Below are 24,055 nucleotides of genomic sequence, written 5' to 3' on the forward strand. Positions count from 1 at the left end.
CAGCCACCCGCGATTTATGTGTTTATCCATCATTAGCTACCTTTGAGAACGCTCACTCTGCACCTTTTCCAGCGCCTGCTGCATTAATGATATCAAGCGACTATCGGTAGCCTGATTAATGGCGAAGTATAAGGAAGATTCACTGAGCGTATGAACCGGCATTAAGCTGTTGGGGGGATAGCCCTCCGATTCAGCAATCCACGTGGCAACGTCGGCACTGTAGGCCCACAAGTCCACGCGCCCTCGTATCAACATATGCAATGCGCTGCGGTTATCCATGGCGGATAGCATTAAGTGTTCAGGGTAGCCTGCTTCTATCAAAGCCTGGGCACCAATATCTTCTCGAATGACGACTATTGTCAGGCCTCGCTCAATAGCTTGTGGCAGAGCGTCGATTGAGATGGGAGCGTCGTGGTGGGCTAGCAGCACGACTTGGTCTTGGGCAATGGGTCCAACCCAATGAAAATTAGTTTCTCGCGCAGCGGTGCGAGTAGTAGAAAACAGCACGGTGTTAGGCTGGCTTAGCGTAAGCTCATAGCCGCGGACCCAGGGGTAATAGCGAATATCATGCCGATTAAGCGGCGTATTGGTTGCCTCAAAAATAGCCTCTAATAAATCAATGGATGTGCCGGTTAACTGTTGATTAGCCAGGTAATTATAGGGGGGGTACTCTTCGGTAATAAACACTAGGGGGGCTAGCGTATCAGGCGTCTCTGCATGAGCAGTGGGTTTAAGCATCAGCCAAGTGAATATCATCACGGTGAGGATTCCCCAACGTAAACACCGCCTGGATTTGGCTAATTCCATTGAAATCTATCCACGCTGCTTATGAATCAATCAAACTTAGTGCAACGCTGGTCCAGTGTCACCTTTAATCTATTAACGCAAGCCGTGGCAACTAGGTAATATCACCTGCTAGGCTTATTGATTCCTCTGTGAGAGATAACGAATGCTGGCTGCTAACTCTGCCAAGACAACGGAGCACTACGCATCACGCCGTGAAATTTTCGGTTGGGCGATGTTTGATTTTGCCAATCAGGCCTACACACTACTGATTATTACCGTGGTGTTTGGCGAGCTGTTTACAACCGTTATCGTGGGTGATCGTGGCGATAACTTTCGGCTAGCTAACTTTTTATGGAGCCTTGCACTGGCCATTAGTTACCTGATGGTTGTGGTCACCGCGCCCCTGTGTGGGGCGATAATGGATTATCGGGCTGAGAAGAAACGCTTTCTGCTGATTAGCTATTTAGCCACGGTAGCCACCACGGCAATGCTCTACTTTGTAGAACCTGGCTACGTGGTTGTCGGCCTATTATTGATTGTGCTGTCTAACTACGCATACTCAATGGGGGAATCGTTTATTGCTGCCTTTCTGCCGGAGCTGGGGCCGCCAGAGGCGCTGGGCAAGATTTCTGGATTTGGCTGGTCATTAGGCTACATCGGTGGCCTGTTTGCGGCAGGTTTCACGCTAGTAGTGCTTGGTGAGGCAAGCGCTGAAAACTTTGAGCGCATCCGCTGGGTGGGCCCCTTCGCCGCTGGTTTTTTCCTGATTACCGCTATTCCCACTTTTCTATGGCTAAAAGAGCGCGGAACACCTGAACCGCGCGGCGTATCCTATCGCCATATAGCGTTATCTCGCGTTACCAGTACGTTTCATGAGTTACGCCACTTCAAAGACTTGACTGTATTCTTGATTTCGCTGCTGTTCTCGATGGCGGGCGTTTATATCATCATCGCGTTCGCGTTTATTTATGGTGCCCAAGTGATTGGTTGGGACGCAGGGGTGCGCAATATTATGTTCATTATTGTGCAAGTGACCGCGGCGGCGGGGGCCTTGGGATTTGGCTGGTTGCAGGATCGGTTAGGCGCCAAGCGCACTTATCAAATGACGCTGGCACTTTGGGTGGTGGCCATTATTGCGATTTGGGCAACCCCTGAAGTCACCAACTGGGTGAATAGGAGTTTTGATGTTCAGTGGCAAGCCCAGTATGTGTTTTTAATCGTAGGCTGCTTAGCGGGGGTTAGTTTAGGGTCTAGCCAGTCAGCAAGTAGGGCATTAGTCGGGTTATTTTCACCCTTGGCTAAATCAGCGGAATTTTTCGGCTTTTGGGGGCTGGCTAATAAATTGGCAGGCGTATTGGGTATTGTGATGTTAGGCGTATTACAAACCCTGATTGGCTTACAAGCGTCTATTCTATTATGTGTTGCCTTATTCGTGATTGCGATGCTGATTTGCGCACGGGTTAACGAACGCCGCGGTCGAGAGGCCGCGATTGCCTGGGAAGGGCAATCATAAATCATATCAGTATGCCCTTACCTGAGTGGGGTGAAACATGGCAACGCAAAAAGGAACTCGCCTAGTCATTAAAGCAGCGCAGCACGGTGGTGTCTTTATGATGCTGCTATTTTGGATATTGCTGATGGCGGTAGGGACATGGTGGATACATGGGGGGCTTGAAGACATGTTGCGTCCCAATGCCAATATTGTTTATACCCTTCCGGCAGGTGAGCCGGTCACTTTGCAGCGTAATCGAGCTGGTCACTATGAGGCACCGGGAAGAATTAACGGTCAACCGGTAACATTTTTACTCGACACTGGTGCCACTTATGTGGCGGTGCCTGCTGAGCTAGCCAATGAGTTAGGCTTGGAACCAGGTCGAAGTGCCTGGTTTAACACTGCTAACGGAAGAGTAGAAGGCACCCTAACCGAGCTTGAAGAGGTTTCACTGGGCGGCTTAACAGTGCAAAATGTTCAGGGCTCGATAAGCCCTGGGATGGAAAGCGGCACCGTACTGCTCGGTATGAGCTTTTTAAACCTGCTGGCGATTGAAATGCAGGCGGGGGAAATGGTGCTTAGTCTCCCCGAGCAGTGAGTGTCGCTTGTGAACCAATAGCAGATATGATTAGCTAAATACATACACATGCCAACACGCTAAAAGGAGTTACTATGGGCATTGAAGTAGGTGGTTTATTAGGGTTAATTTGGCTGATCATCGTGGTCTGGGCCATTGTAAAAGTGGCTAAAAGCTCTGCTGGCAGCCTTGCTAAGCTAGTGTGGATACTGGTGTTATTAATCTTCCCGCTCGTTGGCTTAATCGCTTGGTTCTTATTTGGACCCAAGGGATGACGAATTAAAAAGCGCAGTTGATCAAAAAAGGCAGGCCTCTTGGCCTGCCTTTTTGATAACTTGCGTGGTAACACTAGTAAGCGTGGTAATAGTACTAAGCCTTAATTTCGCAAATATATATCCAGCAAAACAGTAGCTGTAACTACACCGATGCCGTACTTACAGGTGGTTAAAGGACGCTTTATGCAAACGTGGGTTATGCAACTGAGTTTTTCACTCATTGGGTGGCGCTTTGTAGTGTCCGGGAATTTTTAACTTCTCTCCGTTCGGCAGGTCGCGCACTTGAGTAGGAACATAAACACGTTTAATGACACTTTTCGTTTTGCTACTTTCCATGGCAGGTTTCTCCTGTCAGATTGTCGACAGTCAGCGCTTTTACATTAGCTCTCGCTAGGGTAAGAATCAAGTGCAAAGGAATAGTTCATACCATCGCGCGTTTAATTGTAACGACAGAAGCAGGTGTTTTGATGGTTTTGAGTTATCCTGTGGGCCAACAATAGGGCACCTGCGTTGAGTATGGGTGAGCGGGTGAGATATCAAACTGCCTAAGCGGAGTGCATAAAGAGGATGGTAGATCATTTGGAACAGCAATTTCAGGCGCTTGAGTCGCAAGAGCCTGTAATGCCTGACTATCCCGATCAAGATCATGTTTTGATCATTGAGGATGACCAACGTCTGGCTGAGCTCACTCGGGATTACTTGGAAGCAAATGGCTTCCAAGTAACGCTGGAGGCTGATGGCGCTAAGGGGGTTGACCGCATATTAACGTTGCAGCCCGATTTAGTTATTTTAGATTTAATGTTGCCGGGCGAAGACGGTCTAGCCATTTGTCGTCGTGTGAGGCCCAACTTTGCTGGTCCCATCATGATGTTAACTGCACGAACTGATGATTTGGATCAAGTGCTGGGGTTAGAAATGGGCGCTGACGATTACGTGCCAAAGCCTGTTCAGCCACGGGTCCTGCTTGCTCGTATGCGAGCCCTGCTACGCCGCGCCGATGGCCCAGCACCTAATGGTGAAATGCGCTTAAAGTTTGAAAACCTAGAAATAGATAATGCTACTCGTGAAGCGTGGTTAGCCGGTGAGCGGATTGATTTAACCAGCGCCGAATTTGACCTGTTATGGCTACTGGCTCGTAACGCAGGTCGCGTGCTAACCCGTGAAGAGATATTCAGTGATTTACGGGGCATTAAGTACGACGGACAAGATCGCTCCATTGACGTTCGTGTATCGCGTATAAGGCCCAAAATTGGCGATGATCCGAACCAGCCGCACAGGATCAAAACCGTGCGCAGTAAGGGTTATTTATTCGTCAAAGATAGTTGATTATTAAGAGGGTCGGCATCATGCGGCGGGTGCTCAGTAACGGCTCTTTTTTGCGTTTTTATGTGTTACTGGGTCTTGCGCTGGTGGTGGTGTTCGCGATTGCATTAGCGGGGCGCTCGTTTATCGAGCAGGTGCGCCGCGAAGACTACCGCGAGCAGCTTGCCACCTTGCCGATGTCGCTCATGTCGCGTCAATTAGCTGATACAGCGGTAGATCAGCGTGAAGCGTTACTCAATAGTCTGGCTGAGCGGCTGGATATTCAGCTGACACTGCTACCGATTAACGACGCTGATTTGGGTTATTTTGAGCGCGCACGTTTAGAACAAGGCAAGGTGTTAGTTGCAGAGAACCCTTGGCTATTGCAGCAGCGTTTACCTGGAGAAACATGGCTGCTGCAAGCCAGGCTAGATGATTGGAGCGAGCATCAATGGTATGGAAGCATTATTCTTGTAGGAGAATGGCTAGCAGGCCAACCTCTTGAACAGCGTACCAGCCGCCTGCAAGAACTGCGTTCTGGTAGTTGGCCATTAGAGCTTTTATCTACGCTTCCTGCCTCCCTGACCGCTGAGCAACAGGTACAGTTGGCTAGCGGTAATGTGGTGACTCGGCTAGTTTCCGATAAGTTGTCAATTACGCTACTTTATCAATTGCCGGGCGAATCCGAATGGCTGCAGGCAGGGCCGATTTCACGGGGTGATACGCTACCGCTGAACCTGCACCTACCACTCTTAGTCGGGCTGATGATTGTCCTCAGCCTGATTATTTATTTGATTATGCGCAGCATTGAAGCCCGCATGGCGCGGCTAGAGTTGGCCGCCACGCGGATTGCCAGCGGCCGCTTGGAAACCCGCGTAAAAGTTGAAAGCGGCGACTTTTTAGGCCGTTTAGGCATGGCATTTAATGGCATGGCTAATCAGGTGCAAAGCCTGTTACGCGGTCAGCAAGAGATGATAAGGGCGGTTTCCCACGAATTGCGCACGCCGGTGGCGCGCATTCGCTTTGCCGTGCAAATGGTCGAAGATATGACCGACCAGCCAGCCATTCGTCGCCAGCTGCAGGGTATCGATGCAGATATTGCAGAACTTGATGAGCTCGTTGATGAAATTCTCACCTATGCGCGCTTAGGCGGGGAGACGGTGAACGGTGCGGAGCTTGAAACTGCCCTGGTAGAGTGCCGAGCGATGGCAGAGCGGGTGATTGATACGCTGTCACCACTACATAAAGGGTTAACCCTTACGCTAGCCCCTGGCCCCGAAATTGAACTGTTGGCAGAGCCACGCTACTTGCAAAGAGCGCTACAGAACCTAGTCGGTAACGCCTGCCGCCATGCCAAGACTAGTGTGGTGATTCAGCTCTGGGATGAGCCTAATCTGGTGCGCATTGATGTTGAGGATGATGGCCCTGGCATCCCACTCGAAGCGCGGACAGATATCTTCAAACCCTTTGCACGCCTTGACGATAGCCGCGCGCGAAGTTCTGGCGGTTATGGATTGGGGCTTTCGATTGTCCAAAAAATAATGGCTGGGCATAGGGGCAGCGTCACCATTGACACAAGCCCCACCTTAGGCGGCGCGCGGTTTACGCTGCTGGTTCCGCGTCGCGATCCGCTGGTTTAACCCCCGACAGCACTGCAAAGGAGGTCTCTCGCGCGGTGCGTAAGAAGTCCTGCATCCATGGCGCTTCCTGAGTCTCTTCACGTATCGCGGCGTACAGCGTGCTCCACACACCATGCTCGCCTAGCTTTACGGCGCTAACATAGTCGCGCTCCAGATACTCGGTGAGCGCCCAGTTGGGCAGTGCGCAGACACCACGCCCGCTAGCCACCAACTGCATCATCATAATGGTTAACTCTGCGGTGCGAATTTCTCTAGGACGTACGTTCGCCGGCTGCAAAAATTGCGTGAAAATATCCAGGCGTGCCTGCTCCACCGGATAAGTGATTAAGGTTTCATCGACCAGATCCTGTGGGGTAATAAACCCGCGGCCCGCAAACTCATGCTGACGGGCAACGGCCAATAACCCCTCATAGCGAAATAGTGGTGCGTAATGGATCCCCTCAATCGGTTGAGGGTCGGCGGTGATTACCAGATCAAGCTGCTCGCGAGAAAGAGCCGGGAGCGGGTCGAAGTGATGGCCGCTGGGAATATCAATCTCCACTTCCGGCCAATGGTCACGAAAGTAATCCACCGTTGGCATTAACCACTGAAAGCAGCTGTGGCACTCAATGGCCATGTGTAAACGGCCCTGTTCAGTGCCTGCTAGGCGCGCTAAATCACGCTCCGCCTTACGCACTTCTGGCAGGATCTGGTCGGCTAACGCAAGTAAGCGAAGCCCGGCACGGGTGAACTCTACCGGCTTGGTTTTACGCACAAAAAGCGCGCTATCCACTCGGCTTTCCAGGTCTTTAAGCTGATGGGACAAGGCTGATTGGGTGAGGTGAACTCGGTCAGCCGCCTCTACTAGAGAGCCTGTTTCACGCAAGGCAAGCAGCGTGCGTAGATGGCGCAGTTCAATCATGGATTAGCTCGGTAATGGTGAATATTATTCATCTTCGGTATTAAAAACTTTAGTTTGATTCATTGGTGAGTGATGCCCAGACTGTGTGAAATCATTCACGTTGGTAGATTTCATCATGACAGTTTCTCATATTCTCGGCTATCCCCGCATTGGCGCCCAGCGCGAACTTAAAAAAGCGACAGAAGCTTACTGGAGCGGTGATTGCTCGCGTAGTGAGCTTGAAAGCACTGGACGGGAGCTACGCTTGCGCCACTGGCAGGCTCAACAGGACGCGGGCTTAGACTTTGTTAGTGTGGGTGATTTCGCCTTTTACGATCAAGTGCTTAACGTTTCTGTGGCGTTAGGGGCCGTGCCCGCTCGCTTCAATGCCCAAGATGAAGTGACCGCTGGCGACATTGACCTTGACACCGCTTTTCGTATGGCCCGTGGCCGTGCACCTAGCGGCGAACCTGCCGCGGCGTGCGAAATGACCAAATACTTCGATACCAATTATCACTATTTAGTCCCTGAGCTGCATGCGGGGCAAACATTTACCCTGGCATCGAATCGACTGTTTGATGAAGTGGATGAAGCCTTGCGGGCAGGCTATACACCCAAAGTAACGCTAACGGGGCCACTAACCTGGCTATGGCTGGGTAAAACGAAAGGCAGCGACTTTGACCGTCTAACGTTATTAGACGGCGTGCTCAATGTGTATAGTGAGATACTCGCTAGGCTCGCTACTCAAGGAATTGAGTGGGTCCAGTTGGATGAACCTGCGCTAGTGCAGGATTTGCCGCTGGCTTGGCAACAGGCCTATGAGCGTGCTTATCACCGCTTACAGTCAGCGCCGCTTAAGCTGCTGGTGGCGACTTACTTTGGAAGCTTGGGCGACAACCTCTCACTGGCTACGCGTTTACCCGTAGCGGGTTTACACGTTGATGCGGTGCGTGCCCCTCAGCAAGTGGAAAGCGTAATCGACCGCCTTGGGCCTCATCAGGTGCTATCGATTGGCTTTGTCGATGGACGTAATATTTGGCGAGCCGATTTAGCTGCGCTGCGCGAACGCTTACTACCGTTAAAAGTGCGTCTGGGCCAGCGGCTATGGCTGGCGCCAAGCTGTTCGCTGCTGCATGTGCCGGTGGATTTAGCACAAGAAACAGCGCTAGGGGAAGAGCTCATTAGTTGGTTAGCTTTTGCGCAGCAGAAACTGGAGGAGGTGGTTACGCTCACCCGATTGATTGATAACCGTACCACGCCTGCCGACGAGCAGCGTTTAAATGAGGCGACGCAGGCGCTGGACGCTCGGCGTGAATCTAACCGCATCCATCAGCTCGCGGTCAGCGCGCGTTTGGCGGCCATTAGCCCCGAGGATAGTCAGCGCCAAGCCCCCTATCCAGTGCGCGCAAACGCCCAGCGGCGTGCCCTCAAGCTGCCGTTATTCCCAACCACTACCATTGGCTCTTTCCCGCAAACCAATGAGATCCGTGCCGCGCGGCGCGCTTTTAAGGCAGGGGAGCTTGCATTAGCCGATTATGAAGCGCGTATGCAAGCCGAGATTGCCTATGCCGTTGAGCGCCAGGAAGCACTAGATATTGATGTGCCGGTGCATGGTGAAGCCGAGCGCAACGATATGGTGGAGTACTTTGGCGAGCAGCTTGAAGGATTTGCCTTCACCCGTTTTGGTTGGGTGCAGAGCTACGGTTCACGCTGCGTTAAGCCACCGGTTATCTTTGGCGATGTTTCGCGCCCAGCACCGATGACAGTACGTTGGAGTGAGTACGCTCAAACCCTAACCAACAAACCCATGAAAGGGATGCTCACCGGCCCAGTTACCATTCTACAGTGGTCATTTGTGCGCGATGACCAGCCGCGGGAAACCACCTGTCGCCAGATTGCCCTGGCACTGCGCGATGAAGTGCTGGATCTGGAAAAAGCGGGCATCACTATTATTCAAATTGACGAGCCTGCACTACGTGAGGGGCTACCGCTACGCCAGCACGAATGGCAGCACTATCTTGATTGGGCAGTGGAGAGCTTTCAGCTAAGTGCGGCTGGCGTTGCCAATACCACTCAGATTCACACCCATATGTGCTACTCGGAGTTCAACGATATCATCGGCGCGATTGCCGCCCTGGATGCGGATGTGATCACCATTGAGACGTCGCGTTCAGATATGATCCTGCTCGATGCCTTCCAGGACTTCGCCTATCCCAACGAGATCGGGCCAGGCGTCTACGATATCCACACCCCGAATATTCCTGAGGTGAGTTGGATGGTCGATTTAATGGAAAAAGCGCTCGAGAAAATTCCCGCTGAACGACTGTGGGTCAACCCTGACTGTGGTTTAAAAACCCGTGGTTGGGCGGAAGTAGAACCTGCGTTGGCCAATATGGTGAAAGCCGCCAAGGTACTCCGCCAACGCTACGCATAATCGGTTAAAGATTAGAGTGAACCCCGTTGCTTAGTGCGCGGGGTTTTGGCATTTAACGCTAGCTTTTCGAGGCATAGGCGTAGAGCAGCGTTTCCTGGGCGCTGATGGCATCGCCATCACCAGGGTCTTGTAGCTGATAGCTACCGTCGGTCTGCAGCAGCCAGCTCTGGCAGTTATCCACCAGATAAGTTTCAAGGTCTTTGCGTACGCGCGTAGCGAGCTTTTTGTCCAGCAACGGAAAGCAGGTTTCCACACGGTGAAACATATTACGCGACATAAAGTCCGCACTTGAGCACCAGGTTTCCGACTTACCATCGTTGTGGAAATAGAAGACGCGGGTATGTTCCAGAAAACGTCCAATGATTGAACGAACGCGAATATTGTCAGAAACTCCTGGTATGCCGGGTTTCAGGCAGCACATTCCGCGAATAATTAGGTCACACTCGACCCCCGCTTGGGACGCGCGATAAAGCGCTTTAATAAGCTTAGGCTCGGTCAATGAATTGCATTTGATAATGATATGGCCACGTTTGCCCTTGCGCGCAAGCTGCGCTTCACGGTCAATCATTTCCACTAGCCTTTCATGCAAGGTGAACGGCGCGTGGAGCAGCGTATCAATTTTGCGCGCCCGGCCCATTCCCGACAGTTGCTGAAATACTTTATGAACGTCAGCACATAGCGCTTTATTAGCGGTTAGCAGGCTGTAATCGGTATAGAGTTTTGCCGTCTTGGAGTGATAGTTGCCAGTGCCGAGGTGAGCGTAATAGCACAGTTCGCCTTTTTCACGGCGCACAATGTGCAGCATTTTAGCGTGGGTTTTATACGCCATAATGCCGTAGATAACGATGGCTCCCGCTTCTTGCAGGCGTGAAGCAAGCTGTAGGTTGTCGGCTTCATCAAATCGCGCACGCAGCTCGATAACCACCGTGACCTCTTTGCCTTGACTGGCGGCTTCCACCAGTGCGCTTACAATCGGGGAGTCTGCCCCAGTGCGGTAAAGCGTCTGTTTTACGGCTAATACATGTGGATCCCGAGCGGCTTCACGTAGCAGGTCTTCAATCGGAGTAAACGACTGGAAAGGGTGGTGCAGTAAAATGTCGTTTTTGGCGATGGCTTCAAACAGGCTGCCCGCTTTTAATGCTTTAGGAATACTAGGCGTAAAAGGGCGATAAAAAAGATCCGGGCGATCGACATCACCTAAAGCGGACATCATGCGGGTTAGATTGACCGGCCCTTTGACGCGATATAGATCATCGCTCTCAAGCTCAAACTGACGTAGTAAGAAACGGGTTAAGTCGTCGGGGCAGTTGTCGGCAACTTCCAGACGTACGCCGCTACCATAGCGACGCGCCAACAGCTCTCCGCGCAGCGCTGAGGCAAGGTCAGAGACCTCCTCAGGGTCAACGCTCATATCCGCATTGCGGGTAAGCCGGAATTGGTAGCAGCCCTGTACACGCATGCCGGGGAAGAGCTCATCGGCATGGGCGTGAATCATCGACGATAAGAAAACATATTCTGAAAAGCCCTCTTCACATAAGTGTTTAGGCAGCGCTATTAAACGCGGTAGCGAGCGAGGCGCAGGTAGTATTGCCATACCACCGGCACGGCCAAACGCATCTTTACCCTCCAGCTCAACAACAAAGTTGAGGCTTTTATTAACCAGTCGAGGAAAGGGGTGTGAAGGGTCAAGTCCGATTGGACTGATAACCGGCATAATTTCATTATCGAAAAATGCCTTTGCCCAGGCTTGTTGCTCGTCAGTCCACTGATCGCGACGCCGAAAACGTAATCCTTGGGTTTCCAGTGCAGGCAGTAACATCTCGTTGAGAATTTGGTATTGGCGAACGATCTGCGCATGGGCAATGTCAGAAATTTCGGCTAACACTGCTTTCGGTAAGCGTCCGTCGGCGGCGACCGTTTCGTCACCCAGGGCAATCTGGTGTTTCAAGCCCGCCACGCGAATCTCAAAGAATTCATCCATGTTGGATGAAAAAATGAGCAGAAACATCAGCCGGTTGAGGAGTGGGTGAGCATCATCTAACGCTTGTTCCAGCACCCGGATGTTGAACTGAAGGTGTGAGAGCTCCCGGTTAAAATAGAGCTGAGTATCGTCGAGGTCGGTTTCGTGCTGTGCTTCACGCGCCTGAACCCCGGTGGGGGTGCGATTGAGACGAAGCGGCATGTCTCCGTCGCTGCTGGTTTGATCAGTAGACGACAAAGGTAAAAAATCTGAAGGTTGCTCGTCCATGATGGATCTCCCCGCGTCGATGGCTCGAACGTATCATAGCCTGATACTTGAATATCCGTGCAGTATGCGGGGAGAAGATGACAAACAAGTGTCACCTAGTTGTCATCTTCGTCATGATGGTTTAGCGCTGCTGTAGCAGGCGAGCCGCGTCAAGGGCAAAGTAAGTCAGAATGCCGTCAGCACCTGCGCGCTTAAAGCACATCAATGACTCCAATATCACCGGCTCCGCTTCCAGCCAGCCGTTATCAAAGGCCGCCCTATGCATGGCGTATTCACCGCTGACTTGATAGGCAAAGGTAGGTACTTTTAGCTCAGATTTTACCCGGCGTACTACGTCCAGGTAGGGCATGCCGGGTTTGACCATTACCATGTCGGCGCCTTCAGCAATATCCATGGCCACTTCATGCAGCGCTTCGTCGCTGTTGGCGGGATCCATCTGGTAGGTACGCTTGTCCGCTTTGCCCAGGTTAGCAGCTGAGCCAACCGCATCGCGGAAAGGGCCGTAGTAGTGTGAGGCATACTTGGCGCTGTAAGCCATGATGCGCACGTTGTGCAGGTTCTCTTGTTCAAGCACCTGGCGTATAGCACCAATGCGGCCATCCATCATGTCGGAAGGTGCTACTACATCAGCACCGGCTTCGGCATGGGAGAGCGCCTGCTTGAGCAGTGTTTCAACCGTGCGGTCGTTCTGCACATAGCCGTGCTCATCAAGAATGCCGTCTTGACCATGGCTGGTGTAAGGGTCAAGCGCTACATCCGTGATGATGCCAAGCTCAGGTAGTGCCTCTTTAAGGGCACGTACGCTGCGCTGGACTAACCCGCTGGCGCTATAGGCCTCTTCGGCAAACTCACTTTTCTGCTCTGCCCCGACCACGGGAAATAGCGCTAGTGCTGGTATTCCCAGCGCATAGGCTTCGCGTGCCTGCTCAATTAATAAATCGATGGAGAGCCGTTCTACACCGGGCATCGACGCCACGGCTTCACGCTGGTTTTCACTCTCCAGTACAAACACCGGCAGGATCAAATCTGATGGGCTGAGGTTTTTTTCTTGCATCAAGCGCCGTGAGAAATCATCACGGCGCATACGGCGCATCCGCGTGGCGGGGAAGTGGCGGGGAGTTGGAATGCTCAAAGCTTTCTCCATTAATAATTGCAAAACCAGAATGCCATTAGGCCTGGGTTGAGTATATCAGTCATGCCTTACGGCGAAAGCCGCCTTGTGGCAACAAGACAGACTGACTAAAGTGAGCGGTTGATTCTGTATTGCGATTAGCAGGCCCAGGGATAAGGAGATAGGCATGACCAAACAGGTAGCAGTGGTATTAGCTGGCTGCGGCGTTTTCGATGGTTCAGAAATTTATGAAACCACGCTAACGTTGCTGCGCTTGGATCAGTTGGGTATTGGTTACCGCTGTTTTGCTCCCGATATTGAGCAGCACCACGTCATTAATCACTTCAATCAGGAAGTGGTTGAGGGTGAGCGCCGTAATGTGCTGCAAGAGTCCGCCCGTTTAGCCCGGGGGGAAATAAGCCCATTAAGCGAATTAGTGGCTGACGATTTCGATGCTGTGATCGTGCCAGGTGGTTTTGGCGTGGCGAAAAATCTTTCAGACTTTGCCAGTGCAAGTGACAGTATGCAGGTCTTGGATGCGTTAAAAGAGGCTTTGGCAGGGTTTCGCGAAGAAGCCAAGCCGATTGGCTTAATGTGTATTGCTCCCGTAATGGTGCCGCGTTTACTGGGCGACGGGATTGCGGTGACCATTGGCAATGACCCAGCGGTGTCTGGGGCAATTAGTGCAATGGGCGGTTTGCACCGTAGCTGTAGCGTGGAAGATATCGTCGTGGATCTGGAGCATCGCGTCGTTAGCACTCCCGCGTACATGCTGGCCACGCGGATCAGTGAGGCTGCCACCGGTATCTTCAAACTGGTTGATCGTATTGATGAAATGATCAAGTAGCACGTTGCAGGGTGGAATGTAGGTAAAAAAACCGCCATCATATTTTCATATGATGGCGGTTTTTTGACAGCATCAGGATGTCGCTATACGTCGGCTTCTTGCTCTTCAGCAGCTTCTTTTTCGTCTTTCCGTTTACGCACAAAGCGTCCAAAAAGCAGCCCCACTTCATACAGCAGGTACATTGGAACGGCCAGCAGGCTCTGGGAGATCACATCCGGCGGTGTTAATAGCATGCCGACGATGAAACAGCCGAGCAGAATGTAAGGACGCTTTTTAGACAGACTCTCCACTGTGGTGGCGCCGGAAAGTATTAGCAAGAAAGTCGCTATGGGGATTTCAAACGCCACGCCGAAGGCAAAAAACAGCTTAAGAACGAAGTTCAAATACTGATTGATGTCGGTCATTACCGCGACATTTTCGGGCCCTGTCTGGGTGAAAAACTCAAATAACAACGGAAACACAACGTAATAGGCAAACGCCGCACCGCCGTAGAAGAGCGCAATACTTGACACCAGGATAGGAATTGCCAGCGCCTTCTCATTTTCGTAAAGCCCTGGTGCGATAAATGCCCATGCCTGATGCAGCACAAAGGGAACGGCGATAAACACCGCCACCACCAGTGTCAGCTTAAAAGGGGCTAGGAAAGGTGAGGCCACTTCAGTAGCGATCATCTGTGAGCCTTCAGGCAGCAGATCCATTAATGGTTGTGCCACAAAGGTGTAGATGTCATTGGCAAAGGCATAAAGGCCCAGGAAAATCACCAAAATGACTACCACAGCGCGTATTAGCCGTGTGCGTAGTTCAATCAGGTGTTCAATGAGCGGGGCTTGGCTTTGCTCGTTACGCGGCTCCTGTGAATCGCCAGTCATACTCATTGGTGATTACGATCCTTTTCAGATTCAGCCTGGTTAAGCTCATCACTGTTAGACACAGGCTTTGCAGATGCGGGCTCAGCGTCATTTTTTTGTGCAGTAGCAAGCTTTGCATCCACTGAAGAGTGGGCGGAAGTTGGTGATGGCGTTTCTTCTCGCACTGTTTGCAGAGCATCGTCTAGGCGAGCGCTGGCCTGAGCCACTCGCTGTTCGGTTTCACTCTGAGCCGCCGGGGTGGCCGACGTTGCGCGTTTAGAGAGTGATACATCGGCGATACTCTCTACGTCTAATTTCGCCTTCTTCAAACTGTCATCAAGTTTCTTCTGCTGCTCGTTCAGTTTTTGACGTAGCTCTTCTGCTTCTAACTGGGCACTTATTTCACGTTGCATACCGGATACCGTGCGCTTGATCTTGCCGATCCACATACCCGCCGTGCGGGCTGCGCGTGGCAGCCGTTCCGGACCCAGTACCAGTAGAGCGACGACGCCAATGAGCATTAGTTCAAGAAAGCCGATATCCAGCATGGTTTATTTGCGCTCTTCGTTGGGGTCTGCAGGACGTCCATCTGCAGCGTGAACGTCAGCAGCCCGTTTCTCTTCGGCGCGAACGTCGTAAGTATTGCCAGGTTCAACGTGGCCCACTTTGGCATGCGGCTGGTCAACGTCAGCTTTCTCGTCCTCTTTATTCTTTTCTTCGTCGTGCATGGCTTTCTTGAAGCCCTTGACCGCCCCACCTAGGTCGGTGCCCACGTTGCGCAGTTTTTTAGTGCCGAAAACCAGGATGATGATGCCCAGAACAATCAGCAACTGCCAAATACTGATACCACCTAACATATGCGTTTCCTCATCGATGCTGGTTAACGTTGGTTGTGACGCTTGAATTTAAACCTGTTATTGCGAACGCCCGGCTTTCTCATCGTGACCAGAAATGCCGAAGCGTTGTGCTAATTCATTTAAAACATCCTGATGCCCCATGTCCAAATGGGACAGCATGACTAAACTATGAAACCACAGATCGGCAGTTTCAGAAATCAACGCTTGGCGTTCAGCCTCGCCACCGTGTTGAGCATCCTTTGCAGCCAGTAGCGTTTCGGTGGCTTCTTCGCCGACTTTCTCGAGTATCTTGTTCAAACCCTTATGATGCAAGGAGGCAACATAAGAATCTTCTGCTTTGGCATAGCGCCGCTGTTTCAATACTTCATCAAGCGTATCCAGCACATAACCATTATTCGTTGTTGAAACGTCGGCCATTAAAGTGTTAGGCGATATTGACTTGCTGTCCATGGGAATCCTTGTAGTCGTTAGTGCATACTACGCTATTGCCACACCAAGAGTAGTAAGCCAATGGCAGCCGCCGCCAGTACCGGCCACTCCTGTAGTGCAATCCAACCGCTAAGCGGCTGCCAGACGAGTGCGACGGCGAGCAGAATCAAGCCTATGCGCAGGCGATACAGGCGCTTGCCCTGGCGTGCCATGTGCAGGCGCATCGCATTGATAGAGTCAACTTGTTGATGGCGCTGACGATGCTCATGCTCCATGCGGCTTAGCGCTTGGTGAGCAAGTACGGGTAGCTCTGGCAACTGATGAGAAAGCTCCGGAGCCTGTCGTTTCAGCGATTCCCACAAGCCGCTAACCCCCGCACGATCTTTCATCCACTGCTCTAAATAGGGCTTGGCGGTGCTCCATAGATCCAGATCAGGGTAAAGCTGGCGCCCAAGGCCTTCAATATTCAGCAGCGTTTTTTGCAGTAATACTAACTGCGGCTGCACTTCCATATTAAAACGCCGAGCGGTTTGAAACAGGCCCAGCAGCACTTGGCCGAAAGATATATCTTTCAAAGGTTTTTCTAAAATAGGCTCACATACCGTGCGAATGGCTGCTGCAAATTCATTGGCGCGGGTATTCTCACCCACCCAGCCGGACTCAATATGCAGCGCCGCGACTTCATAGTAGTCCTGATGGAAAAATGCGAGCAGGTTACGCGCCAAATAGTCTTGATCCTCTCGCGTAAGGCTCCCGACAATGCCGCAGTCGATGGCAATGTACTGCGGGTCTTCTGGATTATCACAGTTAACAAAGATATTGCCCGGGTGCATATCGGCGTGGAAAAAGTTGTCGCGAAATACCTGGGTGAAAAATAGCTCGACGCCGCGCTCGGCCAACTTCTTCAGGTTGGTGCCCCGGGCAATAAGGGTGTCTAAGTCAGCCACCGGTATGCCGCGAATGCGCTCTTGCACCATGACGTGTCGACGAGTAAACGGCCAGTAAATGGTCGGTACAAACAGCAGTGGAGAGTCTTTAAAATTACGTTTGAGCTGTGAAGTGTTAGCGGCTTCTTTGTAAAGATCCAGTTCATCAAACAGCGTGGCTTCGTAATCGCGAATAACCTCGACCGGGCGTAGGCGGCGCGCTTCAGGCACTTTAGAAAGCAGTTTGGCAACTTGGTACATCAGTGCCATATCCTGGCGCATAACACGGTCAATGCCGGGACGAATAATCTTCACCACCACATCTTCACCGGTGTGCAAGCGTGCCGCATGTACTTGAGCAATTGACGCAGAAGCCAGGGGCTCGCTATCGAATTCAGCAAAGGCTTCCACCAGCGACATTTCCAACTCTTTCTCGACACGGGCAGCGGCGAGGCGGCCCGGAAAAGGGGGAACTTGATCTTGTAAACGCTTAAGCTCATCGGCGATATCGCCAGGCAGCAAGTCCCTGCGTGTCGAGAGCATCTGGCCGAATTTGATAAAGATCGGCCCCAGCGCTTCCAGCGCTAAACGCAGACGCTCGCCGCGTGAGCGCTTGCCGACAGGCACAAGGCGTAGTGGAGAAAGCCATAGCAGGGTGCGTAACCACCAGGGCAAGCGTTCTAGTGGCAGCAGTGTATCTAGCCGATGTCGAGTGATCACCCAGCTTATCCGCAGCAGTCGCAGGCTCATTGATGGGGCTCCTGTAAAGGGCTCTGCTGCGATGCCGGTTGCCGTTGGGTTAACTGTCGTTGTAAGCGTTTAAAGCGTGCCTCCAACCGATCAGTCGCCACTTCTAGCTCCGTTAAATGCTCGCGTAGTACGTTGCGCTGCTGCTGTCCTGGCAGTAGGCGAGCCTCTTCAAACACGTACTCAGACACATCCTGCAGAAGCTCATCTTTAGCGCGCAATCCCCAACGCGCCATACGGCGCAAGCCTTCGGCAAGCGAGTGTGCGGGCACATCGCCAAGCCCGCGGGCCAGTTCGCTTTCCCAATCAATGTCCAAATCGAAGAGTAGTTGGCGGGTGGCTTCCAACAGATGGATATGACCTCGCACGGCCAGCTTGCCGTCAAACATCAGGCGTTCAACCGAGGCACCACTGATCCACTCAGAAAACGTCTCAGGCGTTAACTCGACTACTGCATCCACATCGGCTTCATTAATACCCTCGCCGCGCAGCAGGTCTAGCCCCGCGTGATGATAGTGAATAACCAGTTCAATGTTGGGTTGCTCTAAGCGCACCAGAAGGCGACTGCCCGCCAACGCCGCCAGCCGAGTAGGGGCTGCCGGGTCGCGGGCGAGCAGGGCATTGAGCGTGCGTTCACAACCGGCCAATAACAAGGTCGGGGTTACCAGCATGCGAACCTCTTGGTCGGTAGCGGCATGCTGCGCTTCAGGCTCATAATTTAATGCCGCGGTGCAGTGCAACGATGCCACCTGTGAGGTTGGTGTATTCAACCCGTTCCAGGCCTGCGGCTTCCATCATGGCTTTGAGCGTCTCCTGGTCCGGGTGCATACGGATCGACTCCGCTAAGTAGCGGTAGCTTTCGCCATCGCCAGCCACCCACTCACCCATCTTGGGCAGTAAGCGGAAGGAGTACTCATCGTAAGCTTTGGAGAGCAGCGGGTTGTTGGGCTTGGAGAACTCCAGCACCAGCAGGCGTCCGCCTGGCTTGAGCACGCGGGTCATGGAGCGCAGAGCGGCGTCTTTATCGGTGACATTGCGCAGACCAAAGGCAATGGTGATGCAATCGAAGCTGTTATCCGGAAATGGTAGGCTTTCGGCATTAGCCTGAACGTATTCAACGTTGCTGCCTACGCCGTTATCCATCAATTTATCGCGGCCAACCTTGAGCATCGAAGCGTTAATGTCGGCCAACACCACCTTGCCCCGTGGACCCACTAAACGGGAAAATTTAAGGGTTAAGTCGCCCGTGCCGCCGGCAATGTCCAATACATGGTGGCCAGGGCGTACGCCTGCACGCTCAATGGTCATACGTTTCCACACTCGATGAATACCCATCGACATCAAGTCATTCATAACATCGTAGCGAGCGGCAACCGAGTGAAAGACATCGGCTACGCGAGAGGCTTTCTCGTCGACCGGGACTTCCTGGAAACCAAAATGGGTGGTGCGTTTTTCTGTGGGGCTCATGGGGTCGTAGCTCCCGAATTCGAGGCAGTGGCAAAACGACCTAGGTCTTTTGACGTAGCGGTCGTCGCGTTTAAAAGGTTAGCGACATTGTAGCCTTGTCCGCCCTGGTTTGTCTGCTCAACCCGCTTTGCTTGGCTACCTGAGTCGTTAGGTCACAGTTGCTTGAACTGGATGCCCGCAGGCTCTCGTGAAGCACCGGCATTCTGCAAACGTTGCAAATAGTTTTGCCAGTAGGCCTCTTGATGCGTGGCCAGATCGTAAAGGTAGTTCCAGCTAAACAGTCCACTATCGTGACCATCATCAAAGTGCAGCTTCAGCGCGTAGTTGCCCGCCTGGGTAATGTTTTGCAGGCCGACCTCTTTTTTACCCACCTGAAGTACCGCGCTATCGCCGCCGTGGCCGCGCACTTCAGCAGACGGCGAGTAGACGCGTAAAAACTCGACCGGTAGCCGATAAGTTTCGCCGCTGGCGTAGCCGAGCTCCAGCTCGCGGGCCTGCTTGTGGTAGTGCACTCGAGTAGGGGTAGGGGCGTTCATTAGCGGGCCTCGTTACTCATGCTATTGTCAAAGCAGCTGGGTCAGCGCTTTACGCTTTAGCAAATGCGTGAAGGCAAGCGCCACGCTAGACGTGGCACTTGCCTGGAAATGCTGATAGCACTGGTTCAGCTTACAAAATATAGCGTGACAGGTCTTCGTCGACGGCTAGTTCGCCAAGCTGAGCATTGACGTAGTCGCCGTCAATGATTAACGGGCTTTCCATATCACCGCCCTTGAAGGAAGCCTCTTCCAATAACCGCTCCATCACGGTGTGTAAGCGGCGAGCGCCGATGTTCTCGGTGCCTTCATTGACCTGCCAGGAGATCTGCGCAATGCGCTCGATACCGTCTGGGGTAAACTCAACGTCCAGCCCTTCAGTGGCCAGCAGCGCTTGATACTGCCTGGTCAAGGAAGCGGAGGGTTCGGTAAGAATGCGCTTGAAATCATTAGGGGTGAGCGCATCCAGCTCAACGCGGATGGGCAGGCGGCCCTGAAGCTCAGGAATCAAATCTGATGGACGCGATAGATGGAAGGCGCCGGAGGCGATAAACAGAATGTGATCGGTTTTAACCATGCCGTACTTGGTCGACACGGTGGATCCTTCAATTAACGGTAGTAAATCGCGCTGGACACCTTCGCGGGACACTTCTCCACCGCTGGATTGGCCACTGCCTTTAGCCACTTTATCGATCTCATCCAGAAACACGATGCCGTGCTGTTCGACAGCATAGACAGCGCGGGCTTTGATCTCTTCTTCGTTGACCAATTTGCCAGCTTCTTCATCACGTAGCAGTACCAGCGCTTCTTTGACCGTAACGCGGCGGTTTTCACGCTTTTGCTGGCCCATGTTGGAGAACATGCTCTGCAACTGGCTGGTCATCTCTTCCATGCCCGGCGGGGTCATGATGTCGATGCCGTGGCCTTGCGAGGATATTTCGATATCGATCTCTTTGTCGTCCAGCTGACCTTCGCGCAGCTTTTTACGAAATGTCTGGCGAGTGCCGCTATCTTCACGCTGTTTCTCTTCCTGGCCACGCGGCGGCGGAAGCAGAGCGTCCAGCACCCGGTCTTCGGCGGCATCAGCAGCGCGATGACTGACTTCTTCTTTGGCCTGTTCGCGGACCATTTTGATCGCGGCTTCCATTAAATCACGAATAATCGACTCGACATCACGTCCGACATAGCCGACTTCGGTAAATTTGGTCGCTTCAACTTTGATAAACGGCGCTTTGGCGAGTTTGGCGAGGCGGCGGGCAATTTCGGTTTTACCTACGCCAGTGGGGCCAATCATCAAAATGTTTTTAGGCGTGACTTCTGGGCGAAGATCGTCGTCAAGCTGCATACGGCGCCAGCGGTTACGTAGCGCGATAGCAACGGCGCGCTTAGCGTCCTGTTGACCAATAATATGCTGATCGAGAGCGTGAACAATTTCGCGGGGTGTCATCTGGGTCATAAAAATAGCCTCAACGTTCGTTGATCATCAGCTCTTCGAGCGTCACGTGATGGTTGGTGAACACGCAGATGTCACCAGCAATGGCCAACGACTTCTCGGTGATTTCACGTGCCGAAAGCTCCGTATTTTCCAGCAGTGCACGGGCTGAAGCCTGGGCGAAGTTGCCGCCAGAGCCAATCGCAATGATGCCGCGTTCAGGCTCAACCACATCGCCATTACCGGTGATAATCAGCGAGGCGCTGTGGTCTGCAACGGCTAATAGCGCTTCTAAGCGCCGTAGGGCACGGTCAGTACGCCAATCTTTAGCGAGCTCGACAGCGGCCTTGGTTAAATGGCCCTGATACTTTTCCAACTGTGCTTCAAAGCGTTCAAATAGCGTGAACGCATCGGCGGTGCCACCGGCAAATCCGGCCAGTACCTTGCCACGGTAGAGACGGCGTACTTTACTGGCGTTGCCTTTCATCACGGTGTTGCCAAGCGATACTTGACCGTCGCCAGCAAGGGCGACCTGGTTGCCGCGGCGAACGGAGACAATGGTGGTCATGGAGATAACTCCTTATGGGGAGGCGTGCTCCCTATGACTTGTAAGTCGCTTAACAAGCGACCGTTGTGTAAGCATTCACAACAAAATGCGGGCGGCTGATAAAAAATCAACCGCCCGCAGGTCATCAAGGAGTGGTTTTATCAATTTTGCAGTTGAATAAGCAGTGGCTCGATGCCTTGAGTACTCATTAAATCCTGCGCTCGATTAAGCTCCCGGGTGTCCTCGTAAGGGCCGACCTGAACACGATGCCAGGTGTTGCCGTCAGCCTGCACTTCGCTGATTTGGGCCAACAAACTTAAGTTGCGCAGGCGCCCGCGCAGCTGTTCAGCATCGCTTAAATCACGAAATGAAGCGGCTTGAAGGACATAGCGGCTAGGCGTGCTACTGTTTGCCGCACTCACCTGTGCAGTAGATACTTGCTCTTCAGGGCGCGTATTGGCCGCTATGACTTGGGCAATGGGATCGTCACCTGGATCACTACCCGCTATTTGCTCGGCGACCTCAGGGCGAACAACGTTCGAAGGCAGCGTAACGCCGGGCGCAATAACCTCGGTCTCAGGCAGCAGTGTATAAAACTCAAAGGTGGGCATTGAGGGTTGAGCGGCGCCTTCGGTTTCGCGGGCGGCCTCACGCTCCTCACTGCCAGAGGGCTTGGGTAGCACGGTTGCCTGGGGCGGTTCGCTCTGCTCCTGCCACGGTGCGGTTCCGTGCTGGTGCTGGGCGAGAAAGAAGCCCGCTGCCATGCCAGCAATGCCCCAGATCCAACCCGGTATGCGAAAGCCGCTGCCTGAGCTACGAGCAGACTTGCGCTGCGAGGTGGCTCCTCGGCGAGTGGGCTTTTTACGCGGTGGGCTAGCCATGAATTACATCTCCTCTGGGGCGCTAACCCCCATTAAATCCAGCCCGTTGCGCAGTACTTGACGGGTAGCAAGCCCCAGCGCTAAGCGGGTATTGCGCAGGGTGTCGTCCTCCACCATCACTTTAACGGCGTTATAGCAGGTGTGGAAATCGCCGGATAGATCAAGTAAATATTGAGCGACTTGCTGCGGCTCACGGTTCTTGGCGGCGGTTTCGACCACTTCGGGGAACCTTGCCAAACGGTTTAGTACCGCTTTCTCCTGATCGCTATCCAGCAAGGCAAGATTGGCCATTGCTAACGCGTGATCGAACGGCTGATCAGCATCTTGCGCTTTGCGCAGCATGCTGCATACCCGTGCGTGAGCATACTGAATGTAATAGACCGGGTTGTCGTTCGACTGCGAGCGGGCCAGATCGATATCAAAAGTGAGCTGGGAGTCAGCACGGCGAGCAGCAAGGAAGAAGCGCGTTGCATCGCGGCCTACTTCATCAATCAAGTCACGCACCGTGACGTAACTGCCCGCGCGCTTGGAGAGTTTTACCTCGACGCCTGAGCGAGTCACCATCACCATCTGATGGAGCACGTAGTCGGGCCAGCCTTTGGGAATGCCAACTTCCAGTGCCTGTAAACCAGCGCGTACGCGGGTTACCGTGGAGTGGTGGTCGGCCCCCTGCTCGTTAATCACGGTTTTAAAGCCACGCTGCCACTTGTCCAGGTGGTAAGCAACATCCGGCAGGAAGTAGGTGTAGCCACCATCACGTTTGCGCATCACGCGGTCTTTATCATCACCAAAGTCGGTCGTGCGTAGCCACATAGCACCGTCGTCTTCATAGGTGTGGCCCGCGGCCACCAGTTTTTCAACCGTGGCATCTACTTTGCCATCTTCGTAGAGTGATGACTCTAGGAAATAAACATCAAACTCAACGCCGAACGCCTTCAAATCTAAATCCTGCTCGCGGCGCAGCCACGCCACGGCGAACTCTTGAATGGCGTCTAAATCTTCTGGATCGGCTTTAGCGGTAACTTCGCGGTCATCGGCCGTCACCGTTTTGCCTACCAGATAGTCATTGGCAACATCGACAATATACTCGCCACGATAGCCATCTTCTGGCCAACTGGCATCGTCAGGTCCCAAACCTTTCACACGAGCCTGTACGGAGCGCGCCAGATTGGCGATTTGTGCGCCTGCGTCGTTGTAGTAGAACTCGCGGGTAACGTCGTATCCGGTGGCTTCAAGCAGGCGACAGAGGCAGTCGCCAATCGCTGCACCGCGGCCATGGCCCACATGCAACGGACCAGTGGGGTTGGCGGAAACAAACTCCACCTGAACCTTGACACCTTTGCCAATCAAGCTACGGCCAAAGGTATCGCCGCAGTCGAGCACCTGGGCAACGATTTGTGCGGCAGCATCGGTCGCCGCGAAAAAATTGATAAAACCGGGGCCCGCAATCTCGGTTTTTTGGATAGCATCGCTTTCCGGAAGCGCAGCAACGAGGGTATTTGCTAACTCCCGCGGATTTTTGCCGGCGGGTTTGGCCAGCATTAGCGCCAAATTGGTGGCGTAATCGCCGTGGGCTTTGTCTTTGGTCGGGTCCACTTTGATGTTGAGCTGTAGGTCGTTCGGCAGCACGCCTTGGTGCTTGAGCGCGGTAACCGCGCCTTCGAGCAGTGAAACTATCGTGTCTTTCATTTAGGTATCCGGGTGTCGTCGGTGGCGGCGTGTGCTAACGCGCAACTATAAGGATGCGTCTATAAAGCGGCTATTATCAGCAATTGAGCCGCAGTTTCAAAGCCGTG

General features: G+C 53.0%; 24 protein-coding genes. 7 read left to right on the top strand and 17 right to left on the bottom strand.

All coding sequences use genetic code 11. The features are described from left to right. Nucleotides 1-36: 36 nt before the first annotated feature. A complete protein-coding gene (locus ACQKE4_RS15125) occupies nt 37-756 on the bottom strand; it encodes a substrate-binding periplasmic protein (protein WP_427389219.1) in 720 nt (239 codons plus the stop codon). Nucleotides 757-949: 193 nt separating this feature from the next. On the opposite strand from ACQKE4_RS15125, the gene ACQKE4_RS15130 reads away from it, so the two are divergent. From ACQKE4_RS15130 to ACQKE4_RS15140, 3 genes are all read left to right on the top strand, one after another. After that, nucleotides 950-2,299: an MFS transporter gene (locus ACQKE4_RS15130; RefSeq protein WP_427389189.1), complete on the top strand. Its 1,350-nt coding sequence runs from the start codon at nt 950-952 to the stop codon at nt 2,297-2,299. 37 nt (nt 2,300-2,336) lie between these two features. After that, nucleotides 2,337-2,876 carry a retropepsin-like aspartic protease family protein gene (locus ACQKE4_RS15135; RefSeq protein ID WP_427389190.1) on the top strand — a complete coding sequence of 180 codons (540 nt, stop codon included), beginning with the start codon at nt 2,337-2,339 and terminating at the stop codon, nt 2,874-2,876. Nucleotides 2,877-2,950: 74 nt separating this feature from the next. Next, nucleotides 2,951-3,130, top strand: coding sequence for a PLDc N-terminal domain-containing protein (locus ACQKE4_RS15140; protein WP_427389191.1), 180 nt, complete (start codon nt 2,951-2,953; stop codon nt 3,128-3,130). A 213-nt stretch (nt 3,131-3,343) separates the two neighbouring features. Here ACQKE4_RS15140 and ACQKE4_RS15145 read toward each other — a convergent pair whose 3' ends face one another. Further along, nucleotides 3,344-3,466 carry a hypothetical protein gene (locus tag ACQKE4_RS15145; RefSeq protein WP_427389192.1) on the bottom strand — a complete coding sequence of 41 codons (123 nt, stop codon included), beginning with the start codon at nt 3,464-3,466 and terminating at the stop codon, nt 3,344-3,346. A 231-nt stretch (nt 3,467-3,697) separates the two neighbouring features. Between ACQKE4_RS15145 and ACQKE4_RS15150 the strand changes: the two genes are divergently transcribed. Together ACQKE4_RS15150 and ACQKE4_RS15155 are read left to right on the top strand one after the other, a co-directional pair. Beyond that, nucleotides 3,698-4,456, top strand: coding sequence for a winged helix-turn-helix domain-containing protein (locus ACQKE4_RS15150; RefSeq protein ID WP_427389193.1), 759 nt, complete (start codon nt 3,698-3,700; stop codon nt 4,454-4,456). Between the two features lie 20 nt (nt 4,457-4,476). Continuing rightward, nucleotides 4,477-6,072 carry an ATP-binding protein gene (locus ACQKE4_RS15155; RefSeq protein ID WP_427389194.1) on the top strand — a complete coding sequence of 532 codons (1,596 nt, stop codon included), beginning with the start codon at nt 4,477-4,479 and terminating at the stop codon, nt 6,070-6,072. On the opposite strand, the gene ACQKE4_RS15160 is transcribed toward ACQKE4_RS15155, so the two are convergent. After that, a complete protein-coding gene (locus tag ACQKE4_RS15160) occupies nt 6,035-6,973 on the bottom strand; it encodes a LysR family transcriptional regulator (RefSeq protein ID WP_427389195.1) in 939 nt (312 codons plus the stop codon). The two genes, ACQKE4_RS15155 and ACQKE4_RS15160, sit on opposite strands and share 38 nt — an antisense overlap. Nucleotides 6,974-7,088: 115 nt before the next feature. On the opposite strand from ACQKE4_RS15160, the gene metE reads away from it, so the two are divergent. After that, nucleotides 7,089-9,386 carry a 5-methyltetrahydropteroyltriglutamate--homocysteine S-methyltransferase gene (metE, locus tag ACQKE4_RS15165; protein WP_427389196.1) on the top strand — a complete coding sequence of 766 codons (2,298 nt, stop codon included), beginning with the start codon at nt 7,089-7,091 and terminating at the stop codon, nt 9,384-9,386. Between the two features lie 58 nt (nt 9,387-9,444). Here metE and ppk1 read toward each other — a convergent pair whose 3' ends face one another. Together ppk1 and hemB are read right to left on the bottom strand one after the other, a co-directional pair. Beyond that, nucleotides 9,445-11,634: a polyphosphate kinase 1 gene (ppk1, locus tag ACQKE4_RS15170; protein ID WP_427389197.1), complete on the bottom strand. Its 2,190-nt coding sequence runs from the start codon at nt 11,632-11,634 to the stop codon at nt 9,445-9,447. 121 nt (nt 11,635-11,755) lie between these two features. Next, nucleotides 11,756-12,766, bottom strand: coding sequence for a porphobilinogen synthase (gene hemB / locus ACQKE4_RS15175; RefSeq protein ID WP_427389198.1), 1,011 nt, complete (start codon nt 12,764-12,766; stop codon nt 11,756-11,758). A gap of 166 nt (nt 12,767-12,932) precedes the next feature. Between hemB and elbB the strand changes: the two genes are divergently transcribed. Then, on the top strand, nt 12,933-13,592 hold the full coding sequence (gene elbB / locus ACQKE4_RS15180; RefSeq protein ID WP_427389199.1) for an isoprenoid biosynthesis glyoxalase ElbB: 660 nt from the start codon (nt 12,933-12,935) through the stop codon (nt 13,590-13,592). Between the two features lie 83 nt (nt 13,593-13,675). Here elbB and tatC read toward each other — a convergent pair whose 3' ends face one another. The 12 genes from tatC to argS form a co-directional block, all read right to left on the bottom strand. Beyond that, the gene (gene tatC, locus ACQKE4_RS15185) at nt 13,676-14,467 is read right to left on the bottom strand and encodes a twin-arginine translocase subunit TatC (protein WP_427389200.1); all 792 of its coding nucleotides are present in this window, start codon (nt 14,465-14,467) and stop codon (nt 13,676-13,678) included. After that, nucleotides 14,464-14,988, bottom strand: coding sequence for a Sec-independent protein translocase protein TatB (gene tatB, locus ACQKE4_RS15190; protein WP_427389201.1), 525 nt, complete (start codon nt 14,986-14,988; stop codon nt 14,464-14,466). Before tatB ends, tatC begins: the two co-directional genes overlap by 4 nt. 3 nt (nt 14,989-14,991) lie before the next feature. Next, complete coding sequence (gene tatA / locus ACQKE4_RS15195; RefSeq protein WP_427389202.1) at nt 14,992-15,297, bottom strand: Sec-independent protein translocase subunit TatA; 306 nt, start codon at nt 15,295-15,297, stop codon at nt 14,992-14,994. A gap of 57 nt (nt 15,298-15,354) precedes the next feature. Beyond that, nucleotides 15,355-15,747: a phosphoribosyl-ATP diphosphatase gene (locus ACQKE4_RS15200; protein WP_427389203.1), complete on the bottom strand. Its 393-nt coding sequence runs from the start codon at nt 15,745-15,747 to the stop codon at nt 15,355-15,357. Between the two features lie 32 nt (nt 15,748-15,779). Next, entirely contained in the window at nt 15,780-17,402 is a 1,623-nt protein-coding gene (gene ubiB, locus ACQKE4_RS15205; RefSeq protein ID WP_427389204.1) for a ubiquinone biosynthesis regulatory protein kinase UbiB, read from the bottom strand. Next, a complete protein-coding gene (locus tag ACQKE4_RS15210) occupies nt 17,399-18,070 on the bottom strand; it encodes a ubiquinone biosynthesis accessory factor UbiJ (RefSeq protein ID WP_427389205.1) in 672 nt (223 codons plus the stop codon). The genes ubiB and ACQKE4_RS15210 overlap by 4 nt, the downstream gene beginning before the upstream one ends. Nucleotides 18,071-18,110: 40 nt before the next feature. Further along, nucleotides 18,111-18,866 carry a bifunctional demethylmenaquinone methyltransferase/2-methoxy-6-polyprenyl-1,4-benzoquinol methylase UbiE gene (gene ubiE / locus ACQKE4_RS15215; protein WP_427389206.1) on the bottom strand — a complete coding sequence of 252 codons (756 nt, stop codon included), beginning with the start codon at nt 18,864-18,866 and terminating at the stop codon, nt 18,111-18,113. Between the two features lie 152 nt (nt 18,867-19,018). Continuing rightward, nucleotides 19,019-19,402 (bottom strand): gamma-butyrobetaine hydroxylase-like domain-containing protein, encoded by a 384-nt coding sequence (locus ACQKE4_RS15220; protein ID WP_427389207.1) that lies wholly within the window; start codon nt 19,400-19,402, stop codon nt 19,019-19,021. Nucleotides 19,403-19,532: 130 nt separating this feature from the next. Then, the gene (gene hslU / locus ACQKE4_RS15225) at nt 19,533-20,855 is read right to left on the bottom strand and encodes an ATP-dependent protease ATPase subunit HslU (protein ID WP_290834688.1); all 1,323 of its coding nucleotides are present in this window, start codon (nt 20,853-20,855) and stop codon (nt 19,533-19,535) included. Nucleotides 20,856-20,865: 10 nt separating this feature from the next. Continuing rightward, nucleotides 20,866-21,399: an ATP-dependent protease subunit HslV gene (gene hslV, locus ACQKE4_RS15230; RefSeq protein ID WP_290834687.1), complete on the bottom strand. Its 534-nt coding sequence runs from the start codon at nt 21,397-21,399 to the stop codon at nt 20,866-20,868. Nucleotides 21,400-21,539: 140 nt separating this feature from the next. Beyond that, nucleotides 21,540-22,259 carry an SPOR domain-containing protein gene (locus ACQKE4_RS15235; protein WP_427389208.1) on the bottom strand — a complete coding sequence of 240 codons (720 nt, stop codon included), beginning with the start codon at nt 22,257-22,259 and terminating at the stop codon, nt 21,540-21,542. 3 nt (nt 22,260-22,262) lie between these two features. Then, complete coding sequence (gene argS, locus ACQKE4_RS15240; protein ID WP_427389209.1) at nt 22,263-23,948, bottom strand: arginine--tRNA ligase; 1,686 nt, start codon at nt 23,946-23,948, stop codon at nt 22,263-22,265. Nucleotides 23,949-24,055 lie beyond the last annotated feature (107 nt).

This window comes from Halomonas sp. NPDC076908 (assembly GCF_050269715.1).
In the GTDB taxonomy this organism is placed as follows: domain Bacteria; phylum Pseudomonadota; class Gammaproteobacteria; order Pseudomonadales; family Halomonadaceae; genus Vreelandella.